The sequence below is a fragment of the Bradyrhizobium sp. USDA 3315 genome (genome assembly GCF_054056795.1).
The window spans coordinates 3771321-3784947 of the sequence record NZ_JBSRYP010000001.1 but is presented as its reverse complement, the minus strand read 5'-3'; the positions used below and the strand labels follow the sequence as shown (position 1 = coordinate 3784947).

General features: G+C 64.6%; 12 protein-coding genes. 4 read left to right on the top strand and 8 right to left on the bottom strand.

Annotated elements, in window-relative coordinates; translation table 11 throughout:
* Positions 1 to 84 precede the first annotated feature (84 nt).
* From ACVIYL_RS17385 to ACVIYL_RS17370, 4 genes are all read left to right on the top strand, one after another.
* A complete protein-coding gene (locus ACVIYL_RS17385) occupies positions 85 to 1431 on the top strand; it encodes a lytic murein transglycosylase (RefSeq protein WP_229189531.1) in 1347 nt (448 codons plus the stop codon).
* 348 nt (positions 1432 to 1779) lie between these two features.
* Positions 1780 to 2283: a DUF1993 domain-containing protein gene (locus ACVIYL_RS17380; protein ID WP_092085859.1), complete on the top strand. Its 504-nt coding sequence runs from the start codon at positions 1780 to 1782 to the stop codon at positions 2281 to 2283.
* A gap of 100 nt (positions 2284 to 2383) precedes the next feature.
* Positions 2384 to 3244, top strand: coding sequence for an SDR family NAD(P)-dependent oxidoreductase (locus tag ACVIYL_RS17375; protein ID WP_456779268.1), 861 nt, complete (start codon positions 2384 to 2386; stop codon positions 3242 to 3244).
* 85 nt (positions 3245 to 3329) lie between these two features.
* The gene (locus ACVIYL_RS17370) at positions 3330 to 4433 is read left to right on the top strand and encodes an alkene reductase (protein WP_456779267.1); all 1104 of its coding nucleotides are present in this window, start codon (positions 3330 to 3332) and stop codon (positions 4431 to 4433) included.
* A gap of 209 nt (positions 4434 to 4642) precedes the next feature.
* Here ACVIYL_RS17370 and ACVIYL_RS17365 read toward each other — a convergent pair whose 3' ends face one another.
* The 8 genes from ACVIYL_RS17365 to ACVIYL_RS17330 all read right to left on the bottom strand — a co-directional run bounded on the left by ACVIYL_RS17365 (position 4643) and on the right by ACVIYL_RS17330 (position 13587).
* Entirely contained in the window at positions 4643 to 6385 is a 1743-nt protein-coding gene (locus tag ACVIYL_RS17365; protein WP_016846243.1) for an ABC transporter substrate-binding protein, read from the bottom strand.
* Between the two features lie 115 nt (positions 6386 to 6500).
* The gene (locus ACVIYL_RS17360; protein ID WP_304496918.1) at positions 6501 to 6827 is read right to left on the bottom strand and encodes a DUF2160 domain-containing protein; all 327 of its coding nucleotides are present in this window, start codon (positions 6825 to 6827) and stop codon (positions 6501 to 6503) included.
* Between the two features lie 9 nt (positions 6828 to 6836).
* The gene (locus tag ACVIYL_RS17355) at positions 6837 to 7643 is read right to left on the bottom strand and encodes a carbohydrate ABC transporter permease (protein ID WP_028333212.1); all 807 of its coding nucleotides are present in this window, start codon (positions 7641 to 7643) and stop codon (positions 6837 to 6839) included.
* Positions 7643 to 8545, bottom strand: coding sequence for a carbohydrate ABC transporter permease (locus tag ACVIYL_RS17350; RefSeq protein ID WP_028338609.1), 903 nt, complete (start codon positions 8543 to 8545; stop codon positions 7643 to 7645). Before ACVIYL_RS17350 ends, ACVIYL_RS17355 begins: the two co-directional genes overlap by 1 nt.
* Complete coding sequence (locus ACVIYL_RS17345; protein ID WP_456779266.1) at positions 8545 to 9630, bottom strand: ABC transporter ATP-binding protein; 1086 nt, start codon at positions 9628 to 9630, stop codon at positions 8545 to 8547. The genes ACVIYL_RS17350 and ACVIYL_RS17345 overlap by 1 nt, the downstream gene beginning before the upstream one ends.
* 12 nt (positions 9631 to 9642) lie before the next feature.
* Positions 9643 to 10782: an ABC transporter ATP-binding protein gene (locus ACVIYL_RS17340; protein WP_456779265.1), complete on the bottom strand. Its 1140-nt coding sequence runs from the start codon at positions 10780 to 10782 to the stop codon at positions 9643 to 9645.
* A complete protein-coding gene (gene glpD / locus ACVIYL_RS17335) occupies positions 10779 to 12323 on the bottom strand; it encodes a glycerol-3-phosphate dehydrogenase (RefSeq protein ID WP_456779264.1) in 1545 nt (514 codons plus the stop codon). The genes ACVIYL_RS17340 and glpD overlap by 4 nt, the downstream gene beginning before the upstream one ends.
* Positions 12324 to 12789: 466 nt before the next feature.
* Positions 12790 to 13587 carry a hypothetical protein gene (locus ACVIYL_RS17330; RefSeq protein WP_456779263.1) on the bottom strand — a complete coding sequence of 266 codons (798 nt, stop codon included), beginning with the start codon at positions 13585 to 13587 and terminating at the stop codon, positions 12790 to 12792.
* Between the last annotated feature and the right edge of the window lie 40 nt (positions 13588 to 13627).

Genomic DNA, 13627 nt, shown 5'->3' with positions numbered 1-13627 from the left:
CGGCGCTACCCCCGTTGTTGCCCGGTGTCGCCCTGGTGTATGCAGATTGGGCTTCAATTCCCCTTTTTCCAGCCGGTGACATCGATGCCAGCCTCTCCCCTCCGCGCCCCGATCATGATCGCAGCGATCGCGGGGGCGCTGGCGCTCTCCACCCTCGCCTCGGCGCAGCAGCCGTTGCCCAGCCCCTTAAATCCCGCGCCGGTCAGGCCGCGCCCGGCCGCCGTCGCCTCGCCGCGGGCTGCGTCCTGCCACAACGGGCAAAACTTCGATCGCTTCCTCGCCGAGCTGAAGCAGAAGGCGGTCGCCGCCGGCGTCTCGCAGCGCACGATCGCGGAGGCCGCGCCCTACCTGATCTACGACCAGGGTATCGTCAACCGCGACCGCGGCCAGCGCGTGTTCGGGCAGATCTTCACCCAGTTCGCCGGCCGCATGGCCGCGAACTATCGCATGCAGCAGGGCCAACAATACATCCGGACCTATGCCGCCGCGTTCGCGCGCGCCGAGAAGGAGTATGGCGTGCCGCCGGCGGTGATCGCCGCGTTCTGGGGACTGGAGAGCGATTTCGGCGTCCAGATGGGCAATTTGCCGACGCTGAAATCGCTGGTGTCGCTGGCCTATGATTGCCGCCGCTCCGAGATGTTCCAGGGCGAGACCATCGCCGCGCTGAAGATCATCGAGCGCGGCGACCTGACGCCCGACGAGATGATCGGCTCATGGGCCGGCGAGCTCGGTCAGACGCAATTCTTGCCGACGCATTATTTCAACTACGCGGTCGACTATGACGGCGACGGCCATCGCAATCTCCTGCAAAGCGGCCCCGACGTGATCGGCTCGACCGCGAACTACATCGCCACCGGATTGAAATGGCGGCGCGGCGAGCCGTGGCTGCAGGAGGTGCGCGTGCCGCAGGCGGCAAATTTCCCGTGGGACCAGGCCGACCTCACCATCAAGCTGCCGCGATCGAAATGGGTATCGCTTGGCGTCAGCTTGACCGACGGCAAGGCATTGCCGAATGACGAGATGCCGGCCTCGCTGCTGCTGCCGATGGGCCGGATGGGTCCGGCGTTCCTCGCCTATGCGAACTTCGCCGCCTACACCGAGTGGAACAACTCGCTGATCTATTCGACCACCGCCGGCTATCTCGCCGGCCGCATCGCGGGCGCACCGCCGATGCAGCGGCCGCACGGTCCGGTCGCGCAATTGCCGTTCAATGAGATCAAGGAGCTGCAGGGACTGCTCGCGCGCGCCGGCTACGACGTCGGCAAGATCGACGGCGTGCTCGGACAGGCAAGCCGCAGCGCGGTGAAGGCGATGCAGATGAAATACGGCCTGCCGGCGGATTCCTGGCCGACCGCGGAGCTCCTGGCGCGGATGCGCGGCGGGCCCCGCACCCAGCCGGCCGCCGATGCCGCGGCACCGGGGACGCGGTAGAGCAAACGCCCATTTTCCGTAGCCCGGATGCAGCGCAGCGAAATCCGGGACAAGCCCCGATGCGCCTCCCCGGATTGCGCTGCGCTCCATCCGGGCTACGCAGACTCTGGCGATCCGTCATCCTGAGCGAGCGGAGAGAGCCTCGAAGGATGAATCGGCCACACTGGGGCCGTGCATCCTTCGAGACGCGCTTCGCGCTCCTCAGGATGACGGGATCAAGAATGCCGCCCGCGGGAAATATTTGACCAAGTGTTACAGCTCCCCGCAGTTGTATTCTTCCCCTTGCCGCCCCACTTGCAGCATCGCCGTTCGGTAACATCCGGATTTCATCAGAACAGGGAGCATCACATGTCCTTTCATGACGCCGTCGTCCCCGCCTACCTGCAGATCCTCAACAGCCTCACCGGCGAGCTGACCAAGGCCGAGGCGCATTGCGAGGCCAAGAAGATCGCGCCCGAGGTGCTGCTGGGATCGCGGCTCTATCCCGACATGCTGCCGCTGACCAAGCAGGTGCAGCTGGTCTGCGATCACGCCGCACGCGGCTGTGCGCGGTTGACCCATAGCGAGGTGCCGTCGACGCCCGACACCGAGAAGAGCATCGGTGAACTGAAGCAGCGGCTCGCCAAGACCATCGACTATGTGAAGTCGTTCAAGCCGGAGCAGTTCAACGGCGCCGACGCCAGGGACGTCACCTTCCCGATCGGCCCCGATCGCACGATGACCCTGAAGGGTCAGCAATTCCTCAGCGCGTTCTCGTTCCCGAACTTCTATTTCCACGCCGTGACCGCGCACGACATCCTGCGCCACAACGGCGTCGAGATCGGCAAGCGCGATTTCCTCGGCGTCAGCTGACGCGCTTCGGCGATCCATATTCCCCGCGACGGGATTTTCGCTTCACGCCCTCGCCCGTGCTACTGCTCCCTGACAACAACAAGACGTCAGGGAGCACGCCATGTCGACCACAACCCACGCACCGAAAGCCATCGATCCGTCCGCTTCGCTGCATGCCGAAGCGCTCGGACTGGCGAAGAACCACGGCCGCCTCGCCGGGCGGCGCGTCATCGTGGTCGGCGCGGGACAGCGCACAACCGTGGATGAAGCCCCGCCGATCGGCAACGGCCGCGCCATGAGCGTGCTGTTCGCGCGCGAGGGCGCGTCGGTCGCCTGCCTCGACGTCAACAAGGACGCCGCCGACGACACCGTCGCGCAGATCACAGGCGAAGGCGGCAAGGCCTTCACCGACGTGGTCGATGTCGCCGACGTCGCGGCGATCGCGCCCGCGGTCGAACGCTGCGCGCAGCGGCTCGGCGGGCTCGACGGGCTGGCGCTCAATGTCGGCATCTCCTCCGGCCTGTCGCTGCTCAAGATGACGGCCGAAGCCTGGGACCGCGACTATGCCGTCAATGTGCGCAGCCACATGCTGTTCGCGCAGAAGGCGCTGGAGGTGATGGCGCCGGGCGGCGCGATCATCCTGATCTCCTCAATGGCGAGCCAGCGCGCCGGCGGCCGCAACCCGGCCTATGAATCCTCCAAGGCGGCGCAGATCGCGCTGGGGCGGGCGATCGCGCGGGCCGGCGAGGACAAGGGCATTCGCTGCAATGTGATCGCGCCCGGCTTCATGGACACGCCGATGGGGCGCGACGCCAGCCGCAGGCGATCGGACCGCGCCGTGACAGTGCCTTTCGGCCGCCAGGGCACCGGCTGGGAGGTCGCCTATACTGCGCTGTTCCTGATTTCGAATGAATCCTCCTACGTCAACGCGCACACCTTGTTCCTCGATGCCGGCCACATGGGCGGAATTGTGCGCGGCTAGTCTGCGGAGCGCGAATGCCTCGGGCATTGCGCTCGTCGCGGCGATGCACAATTGTCCTTCATCAGTCATTCTCTGGAACATTTACATGAGCCAATCGACCAAACTTCTCGAGCCCTACAAGCTCGGCGCGCTGACGCTGCCGAACCGCCTGGTGATGGCGCCACTGACGCGCAACCGCGCGGTGCCGCCCGGCATGGTGCCGAGCCCGCTCGCGGTGGACTATTACGGCCAGCGCGCCTCCGCCGGCCTTCTGATCACCGAGGCGAGCCAGGTCTCGCAGCAGGGCCAGGGCTATCAGGACACGCCCGGCATCTATTCGAAGGAACAGGTCGAGGGCTGGCGCAAGGTCACCGATCGCGTGCATGAGCGCGGCGGCCGCATCTTCATCCAGCTCTGGCATGTCGGCCGCATCTCGCATGTCGCACTGCAGCCGAACGGCGGCGCACCGGTGGCGCCGAGCGCGATCAAAGCCAAGACCAAGACCTTCGTGAACGGCACGTTTGCCGACGTGTCCGAGCCACGCGCGCTCGAATTGTCGGAAATTCCCGGGATCATCGAGGACTTCAAGCGAGGCACGGCGAATGCGCTGGCGGCCGGCTTCGACGGCGTCGAGATCCATGGCGCCAACGGCTATCTGCTCGACCAGTTCGCCCGCGACGGCACCAACAAGCGCACCGACGCTTATGGCGGCGGAATCGAGAACCGCGCCCAACTGATGCTGGACGTGTCCAAGGCGGTCGTCATCGAGGCCGGCGCCGATCGCACCGGCATCCGGATCTCGCCGGTGACGCCGGCCAACGACATCACCGACTCCAATCCGCAAGCGCTGTTCGACTACATCGTCGACCAGCTCAGTGCGCTGAAGCTGACCTATCTCCACGTCGTCGAGGGCGCGACCGGCGGCCCGCGCGATATCGCGCCGTTCGACTACGCCTCGCTGCGCAAGCGCTTCAAGCAGGCCTATGTCGCCAACAACGGCTACGACTTCGCGCTGGCGGAGAAGGTGCTGGAAGCCGGCGCGGCTGACCTGATCGCGTTCGGCAAGCCGTTCATCTCCAACCCCGATCTGGTCGAGCGGCTCAAGACCGGCGCGCCGCTCAACGAGTGGGACAAGGCGACCTTCTACGGCGGCGGCGCCAAGGGCTACACCGATTATCCGACGCTGAAGGCGACCGAGGCGGCGGAGTAGGGAGCGCTCCTCTCTCCACATCGTCATTCCGGGGCGATGCGAAGCATCGAACCCGGAATCTCGAGATTCCCCGGTGCGCAGTTGCGCACCTGAGGTCTGGTGCTTGCGCACCATCCCGGAATGACCTGGCAATCAGCAAAAAGGCCGGGATCGCTCCCGGCCTTTCGTCGTCTTCGGATGGCGTGGGCTGGTACGCCTTTGCTTGCGCCTTACTTCGCTTCGGCGCGCTTCGGCGGGTTGGCCGGCCACGACTTGATCAGCGTGTCGTAGTCGATCGTCTCGCCCTTCGGCTTCTCGTTCGCGAGCTTGCGCTGCGGAGCGATGGTGCCGTCCTTCTCGGCCTTCTTGTACCAGAACTCGGCGGATTCCTTCTTGTTCAGCTTCGGTCCGCAGGCACCCTGCACACCGGACTTCTCAAGACGCTCCATCACCGAGTCCTGGGCCGCGGCCAGCGCGTCCATCGCCTGCTGCGGCGTCTTGGTACCGGACGACGCATCGCCGATGTTCTGCCACCACAGCTGCGCGAGCTTCGGATAATCGGGCACGTTGTTGCCGGTCGGAGTCCACTGCACGCGCGCGGGCGAGCGGTAGAACTCGATCAGGCCGCCGAGCTTCGGCGCACGCTCGGTGAACGACTTGTCCCAGATATCGGACTCACGGATGAAGGTGAGACCGACATGGCTCTTCTTCAGCGACACCGACTTCGAGATGATGAACTGCAGATAGAGCCAGGCTGCCTTGCGGCGATCCGGCGGGGTCGACTTCAGGAGCGTCACGGAGCCGGCGTCCTGGTAGCCGAGCTTCATGCCTTCCTTCCAGTAAGCGCCGTGCGGTGACGGAGCCATACGCCACTTCGGCGTACCGTCCGCGTTCATCACGGCGATGCCCGGCTTCACCATATCGGCGGTGAAGGCGGTGTACCAGAACATCTGCTGGGCGATGTTGCCCTGCGCCGGCACCGGCCCTGCTTCCGAGAAGGTCATGCCCTGGGCCTGCGGCGGGGCATACTTCTTCAGCCAGTCGAGATATTTGGTGATCGAGTAGACCGCGGCCGGGCCGTTGGTGTCGCCACCACGCTCGACCGACGAGCCGACCGGGCGGCAGCCTTCCATGCGGATACCCCACTCGTCGACCGGCAGGCCGTTCGGGATACCCTTGTCGCCGTTGCCGGCCATCGACAGCCAGGCGTCGGTGAACCGCCAGCCGAGCGAGGGATCCTTCTTGCCATAGTCCATATGGCCGTAGATCTTGACGCCGTTGATCTCCTTGATGTCGTTGGTGAAGAACTCGGCGATGTCTTCATAGGCCGACCAGTTCACGGGCACGCCGAGCTCGTAGCCATACTTGGCCTTGAACTTGGCCTTGTACTCGGGGTTGGTGAACCAGTCGTAGCGGAACCAGTAGAGGTTCGCGAACTGCTGGTCGGGCAGCTGATACAGCTTGCCGTCCGGCGCCGTGGTGAACGACTTGCCGATGAAGTCGTCGACGTCGAGCATCGGGTCGGTGACATCCTTGCCCTCACCCTTCATGTAGTCCGACAGGATGATGGTCTGACCGTAACGGAAGTGGGTGCCGATCAGGTCGGAGTCGTTGATCCAGCCGTCATAGACGTTCTTGCCCGACTGCATCTGGGTCTGCAGCTTCTCGACGACGTCACCTTCCTGGATGATGTCGTGCTTGAGCTTGATGCCGGTCAGTTCGGAGAACGCCTTGGCCAGCGTCTGTGATTCATACTCGTGCGTCGTGATCGTTTCCGAGACGACGTTGATCTCCATGCCCTTGAAGGGTTCGGCGGCCTTGGCGAACCACTCAAGCTCCTTCTTCTGGTCTTCCTTCGACAGCGTCGAGGGCTGGAATTCCGCGATCCACTTCTGGATCACGGCATCGTCGGCGGCGCGGGCCGGCGTGGCGACCGCGAGCGAGGCCGCGATCAGCGCGGCGGCGCTGGTCATAGTCAAAAGACTATCCTTTGTCGTTCTCAAATGTCGCATTATGATTCCTCCGGTTGCAGCGACAAACAAAACCCCAGGCCCGGGTAGACCCCGGATCTGCTCTTCTTCGCTTTCGTCAGACGGTGCGAAAGATCGCCACGGCTGAAAGAAGCGAAATCAGCGTTGCGAGCCACAGGCTCGAAATTTCCACGCCCTCGCCGATCGGCAGGGTGAGGATCGGATCGGTGCCGACGAGGCCGATCCACACCAGGTGGATCACCGCCGCCAGTACCAGCGAAATGAACAAACGATCGCCGCGCGTGGTCGGGATACGCAGCACGCCGACCCGCTCGGCCTCGGGATAAACCGCCGCGAGCAAGGTCATCACGCCGAGCGTCGAGGCCAGCAGCACGAAGAAGATCGCGGTCGGCAGCGTCCAGGCCATCCATGCGATGGATTCCATGATCGCCTCCTAGACCCGGCCGAGCGCGAAGCCGCGCGCGATGTAGTTGCGGACGAACCAGATCACCAGCGCGCCCGGAATGATGGTGAGCACGCCGGCGGCGGCGAGCAGGCCCCAGTCCATGCCGGCCGCCGAGACCGTGCGCGTCATGATCGCCGCGATCGGCTTGGCCTGCACCGAGGTCAGCGTGCGCGCCAGCAGCAGCTCGACCCAGGAGAACATGAAGCAGAAGAAGGCGGCGACGCCGATGCCGCTCGCGATCAGCGGCACCAGGATCTTGATGAAGAAGCGCGGGAACGAATAGCCGTCGAGGAAGGCGGTCTCGTCGATCTCGCGCGGCACGCCGGAGACGAAGCCTTCGAGGATCCACACCGCCAGCGGCACGTTGAAGATGCAGTGCGCGAGCGCGACCGCCCACGGCGTATCGAACAGGCCGATCGCCGAATAGAGGTTGAAGAACGGCAGCGCGTAGACCGCCGCCGGCGCCATGCGGTTCGACAGCAGCCAGAAGAACAGATGCTTGTCGCCGAGGAAGCGGTAGCGCGAGAACGCGTAGGCCGCCGGCAACGCCACCGCGATCGAGATGATGGTGTTGAGCACGACGTATTCGAGCGAATTGATGTAGCCCGAATACCAGCTCTCGTCGGTGAAGATGCGCTTGTAGTGCTGCAGCGTCGGCGTGTGCGGCCACAGCGTCATCGTCGAGACGATCTCGGCGTTGGTCTTGAAGCTCATGTTGACGAGCCAGTAGATCGGCAACAGCAGGAAGATCAAAAACAGCGCCATGATCAGGCGGCGGCCGGGGATCGAATGCATCACGCCGCTCCTTCCTTGGCCGGACGCTCGGAGCCGGCATTGACCATCACGGTGTAGAATACCCAGCACACGATCAGGATGATCAGATTGTAGACCAGCGACAGCGCCGCGGCCTTGCCGAGGTCGAACTGGCCGAGCGCAATCTTGACGAGCTCGATCGAGACGAAGGTCGTCGAATTGCCGGGGCCGCCGCCGGTGACCACGAACGGCTCGGTGTAGATCATGAAACTGTCCATGAAGCGCAGCAGCACCGCGATCAGCAGCACGCGATTCATCTTCGGCAGCTGGATCGCCTTGAACACCGCCCAGCGCGAGGCACCGTCGATCTGCGCCGCCTGGTAATAGGCGTCGGGGATCGACTTCAGCCCGGCGTAGCAGAGCAGCGCGACGAGGCTGGTCCAGTGCCAGACGTCCATCACGATGACCGTGACCCAGGCGTCGACCTCATTGGACACGTAATTGTAGTTGAGGCCGAGGTGGTTCAGCACATAGCCGAGCAGGCCGATATCGGGCCGGCCGAAGATCTGCCAGATGGTGCCGACCACGTTCCACGGAATCAGCAGCGGCAAGGCGAGGATGACGAGGCAGGCCGCGACGCTCCAGCCTTCGCGCGGCATCGACAGCGCGACGATGATGCCGAGCGGCACCTCGATCGCGAGGATCACCGCAGAGAAGAACAGGTTGCGGCCGAGCGAGGCCAGGAAGCGCCCGCCGAGATCGGTCGATGGATCGAGCAGCTCCTTGAACCAGCCGACCCCGTTCCAGAAGAACTGGTTGTTGCCGAAGGTGTCCTGCATCGAATAGTTCACGACGGTCATCAGCGGCAGCACCGCCGAGAACGCCACCACCAGGAACACCGGCAGCACCAGGAACCAGGCTTTTTGGTTGATCGTCTTGTCCATCAGGCGACCCCCTCCACCAAATGGCTGTCGGTATAGACGTGGACGTGCGCGGGATTGAAGATCAGCCCGGCGGTGTCGCCGGAGACCGAGAAGCCCGGCGGCACGCGCGCGGCGAATTTGGTATCGCCGACCCGCACGCGGGCGAACTGGATGCGGCCGAGATCGTCGATCCGCTCGATGGTGGCCGACAGCAGCCCTGACGCCGGCGCCGCGACATCGACGAATTCCGGCCGCACGCCGATCTCGATCTTCTTGCCCGCAGGTAGCACACCATAGTTTCGATGCAGGCCGATGACATGGCCGTCGACCCGCGCCTCGTGACCACTGACTTCGGCGGGCACGATGTTCATGCCGGGCGAGCCGATGAAGTAGCCGACGAACGTATGCGCCGGCTTGTCGAACAATTCGGCCGGCGTGCCGCTCTGCACCACGCGGCCGTCATGCATCACGACGACGGTGTCGGCGAAGGTCAGCGCCTCGGTCTGGTCGTGGGTGACGTAGATCATCGTGAGGTCGAGCTCGCGATGCAGCGCCTTCAGCTTGGAGCGCAGCTGCCACTTCAGCTCGGGATCGATCACCGTTAGCGGTTCGTCGAACAGGACGGCCGCGACGTCGGAGCGCACCAGACCGCGGCCGAGCGAGATCTTCTGCTTGGCGTCGGCCGTGAGCCGTGTCGCCTTGCGTTTGAGATAGGGCGTGAGGTCGAGCAGATCGGCGATCTGCCTGACGCGCGCGTCGACCTCGGCCTTCGCGACGCCGCGATTCTTCAGCGGGAAGGCCAGGTTCTGGCCGACCGTCATGGTGTCGTAGATCACCGGGAACTGGAACACCTGCGCGATGTTGCGCTTCTGCGTCGACAGCGGCGTGATGTCACGGCCGTCGAACAGGATCTTTCCGCGCGACGGCGTCACGATGCCGGAGATCAGGTTGAGCAGCGTGGTCTTGCCGCAGCCGGACGGCCCGAGCAGCGCATAGGCGCCGCCCTGCCGCCAGGTCATGGTGACCGGCTTCAGCGCAAAGGACTCCTGCGGCGCGTCGTTGCCGCCGTAGGAGTGCGCGAGATCGACGAGGTCAATGCGGGCCATGAAGCATCTCCCTCACTTGCCGTTGCCGGCTGACGCGTTTGCAGCACGCGCACTGCGATGCACGTTGCCCGAAAACGCGGTCGCAGGCGACGCGACGAGGCGGTCGGCCGCGTCGAACACGAAGATGTTGTCTGGATCGAGCGCGGCGTCGAGCACCTGCCCGGGTTCATATTCGTGCACGCCGTGCAGCACCGCGACCCAGTTCGAGCCGTGGACATGGACGTGCACAAAGCTCTCCGACCCGGTGATCTCGGTCACCGTCACCGCGGCGGAAAATTTGTGGCGGCCGGCCGCGACTTTCCCGACCTCGAGCTGATGCGCGCGGAAGCCGGTCCGGTAGCGGCCGTCGGGCAGATTGGCATAGAGGCCGGCCGCGGGCGCCTGCTCGCCGCCGGCATAGATCACTTGCGCGCCCTTCTTCTCGATGCCGATGATGTTGAGCGGCGGATCGGAAAACACCTGCGCAACGCGCAGCGTGTCGGGATGGCGGTAGACCTTCGGCGTCGCGCCGGTTTGCAGCGCCTGGCCTTGCCACATGCACACCGTGTCGCCCCCGAGCAGCAGCGCTTCCGACGGTTCGGTGGTGGCATAGACGAAGATCGCGCCGGAGGCCTCGAAGATGCGCGGCAGCTCGGCGCGCAGCTCCTCGCGCAGCTTGTAGTCGAGATTGGCGAGCGGCTCGTCGAGCAGCACGAGGTCGGCGCCCTTGACCAGCGCCCGCGCGATCGCGGTGCGCTGCTGCTGGCCGCCGGAGAGTTGCAGCGGCGTGCGCTTCAGGAACGGCTCGAGCCGCAGCAGGCTGGCCGCTTCCGCCACCCGCCGCTCGATCTCGGCGCGCGGCTTGCCCTGCACGCGCAGCGGCGAGGCGATGTTCTCGTAGACGGTCAGCGAGGGATAGTTGATGAACTGCTGATAGACCATCGCGACCGAACGCTGCCGCACGTCGGCGCCGGTGACGTCCTTGCCGTCGACCAACACGCGGCCGGTGGTCGGCTTGTCGAGGCCGGCGAGCAGCCGCATGATCGAGGTCTTGCCCGACAACGTCGGCCCGAGCAGCACGCTGAGCGTGCCACGCTCCAGCGTCAGCGACACGTCGCGGATGGTCGGCATGCCATCCACGGTTCGCGTGACATTCTGCAGTGTGACGCTCATGCCCGTCCTCCCGCTTCGCGGAGGGGACGTTCACCGGACACGCGGTTGGCGAGCATCCACTCGTCGAGCGCGGCGATTTCACCCGCCGTCATCCGCAAGCCCAGCTTGGATCGTCGCCAGACGACATCGTCCGCAGTCCGAGCCCATTCGTTCGCCATCAGGTACCTGACTTCGCTTTCCGTCAAGGTGGCGCCGAAGGAGCGGCCAAGATCGGCCGTCGATGTTCCATTGCCCAAGACTTTGCTGGCGCGCGTGCCATAGGCATGCGCGAGACGATTGGCGTGCGATTGCGCGAGAAACGGATAGGTGCGGATCAATTCGGCGCTCAGCGCCGCGACCGCGGATACATCCATGTCGCCGCCGGGCAGCGGCGCCTTGCCGGTCCAGCCCTCCTGCGCCTTTGTGCCGCGGAGATAAGGCGACAGCCGCTCCAGCGCCTCTTCGGAGAGCCGGCGATAGGTCGTGATCTTGCCGCCATAGATCGACAGTAGCGGCGCACCGCCGGGCGTATCTAGCTCGAACACGTAGTCGCGGGTCGCGGCCTTGGCTTCGCTGGCGCCGTCGTCATAGAGCGGACGCACGCCGGAGTAATTCCAGACCACGTCCTCGGGCTTCACCGGCTTGGCGAGATACGCGCTGGCGGACGCGCAGAGATATTCGATCTCCTCCTGCGTCGCCTTCACCTTGGCCGGATCGCCGTCATAGTCGCGATCGGTGGTACCGATCAGCGAGAAGTCGTTCTGATAGGGAATGACGAAGATGATGCGGCCGTCGGCGTTCTGGAAGATGTAGGCACGGTCGTGGTCGTAGAGCTTGGGCACCACGATGTGCGAGCCCTGCACCAGGCGCACCTTGGCGCGCGCGTTGACGCCGGCGCCCGAGGCCAAGACCTGTTCGACCCAGGGACCGCCGGCATTGACCAGCACGCGTGACTGGATCGTGTCGCGGGCACCCGTGACGCTGTCCTCGACCGTGACGTGCCAGACGCCGTCGACTTGCCTGATCTCGACCGCGCGGGTGCGGGTGCGGATCTCGGCGCCGCGATCGGCGGCATCGCGCGCGGTCAGCGCAACCAGCCGGGCATCGTCGACGAAGCAGTCGGAATATTCAAAGCCCTTGGTGTAGCGGCCCGGGATCAGCGGCTTGCCGACCGCGTCGCGCGTCAGATCGACCGAGCGCGTCGCCGGCAGCAAATGCCGGCCGCCGATATGGTCGTAGAGGAAGAGGCCGAGCCGCAGCAGCCAGGCCGGACGCAGGCCGGCGTGGTGCGGCAAAACGAAACGTAGCGGCCGAATGATGTGGGGCGCGATCTGCCAGAGGATTTCGCGTTCGATCAGCGCCTCGCGCACCAAACGAAACTCGTAATATTCGAGATAGCGCAGACCGCCATGCACGAGCTTGGTCGACCAGGACGACGTCCCGCTAGCCAAGTCATTCATTTCACAGAGGAAAACAGAGTTACCCCGGCCCGCCGCATCGCGTGCGATGCCGCAGCCATTAACGCCGCCTCCAATGATGGCGAGGTCGTAAATCTGGTCCAAAGAACGCTTCCCCCGGCAACCGCCTTCGCTTTGACGGTTTTACTTTCGTATTGGAGTAAATCACAACCAAAAACGAAAGCAAAGTGAAAATGGGGAACTCGGGCTGGGGATTCTTTGGGCGGAGTGCCCGTGGTCAGGGCTTTTGGAGGGACGGGACGAGCGACGCTTGGCGTGACGCCAGGCAAGGCGGTGGCGGACGGTCAGGGACGCTGTGGCGATCGTCCGACGCGCAATTCCGGCAGAGCCTTTTCGGGATCGTAGGTACGGTGAACTTCACCGCCTACCCGCTTGGCGCAAGCTCGGCTGTCGCGCACAAAGTAGACGGCGAGCAAGAGCACACCGGTCGACGCGACGAATGTGTGACCGCTGGCGAACAGGACGTAGAAGACCAACGATGCGACGAAAAGGATCGCATACCATTTGAGCGCGAAGCGGAGATAGATTCGCCCGATCGAGCGAGCCCTGTTCATCGGATCGCCCGATTGCCTGGCAGCGACGCCGACAGCACGAGAAAGAAAAGCGGAAAGAACACGAAGATCGCGACATAGGCCCAGAGGTGTCCGCCGCCGAGCGCGACTTGCAGGGCGCTATATCCCGATGATTTTCGGTGCGCCAGGAGTGCCCAGAATGCAAAGCAGAACAGCGGCATCGTGAGATACTTCCACTGCTCTCGCCAGTCGCGCAGGATGGTCGCGAGATCGCCAAGCAATGCGATCAGGAACAGGGAAAACGTGACGGCGTAGAGCGCGACCAGCGGCAGGAAGAGGTGCTCGAACCTCACCCCCGCGATTGCTTCAGCCGACATCGGGATGCCATCCGCAAACAGGCTCCCGAACGGCGGGATTGCGAACAGCCGCATGTCAAAGCCCATCGCCTGGCCAAGCGAGAACAGGACGATCGCCACCAGGCCGATTACCGACTGCGCGAGGAAGCCCCCGCTCGCGATGCGCTGACACGGCGATCCCGAAAGGAAGATCCGCGACAGTCCGTAAAGCAGTTTCCTGCCACGGCCGTTCTGCTGTTCCAGTTCCGAAAGCCAGGCCTGGCGGCTCTCGCTGCCGAGGCGAAAGATGTCGGCACGGACGCTCTTCGATGGCGGCTGGGTCTCACCATCGAACGCACGCATGACCACAAGCGCAGAAACAGCGCCGGCCAGCGCCGTCGCGCACGCGGATGCGACGTTAAAGCCAAGGACAAACGAGACGACGCCGAACATCGCCGCCATGCCCAATGCCGTGACGATCTTGAATTGCGTGCTGACCAATGAACCGCTCCACCTCAGGCAGGCTACAACAGCGGCCGAA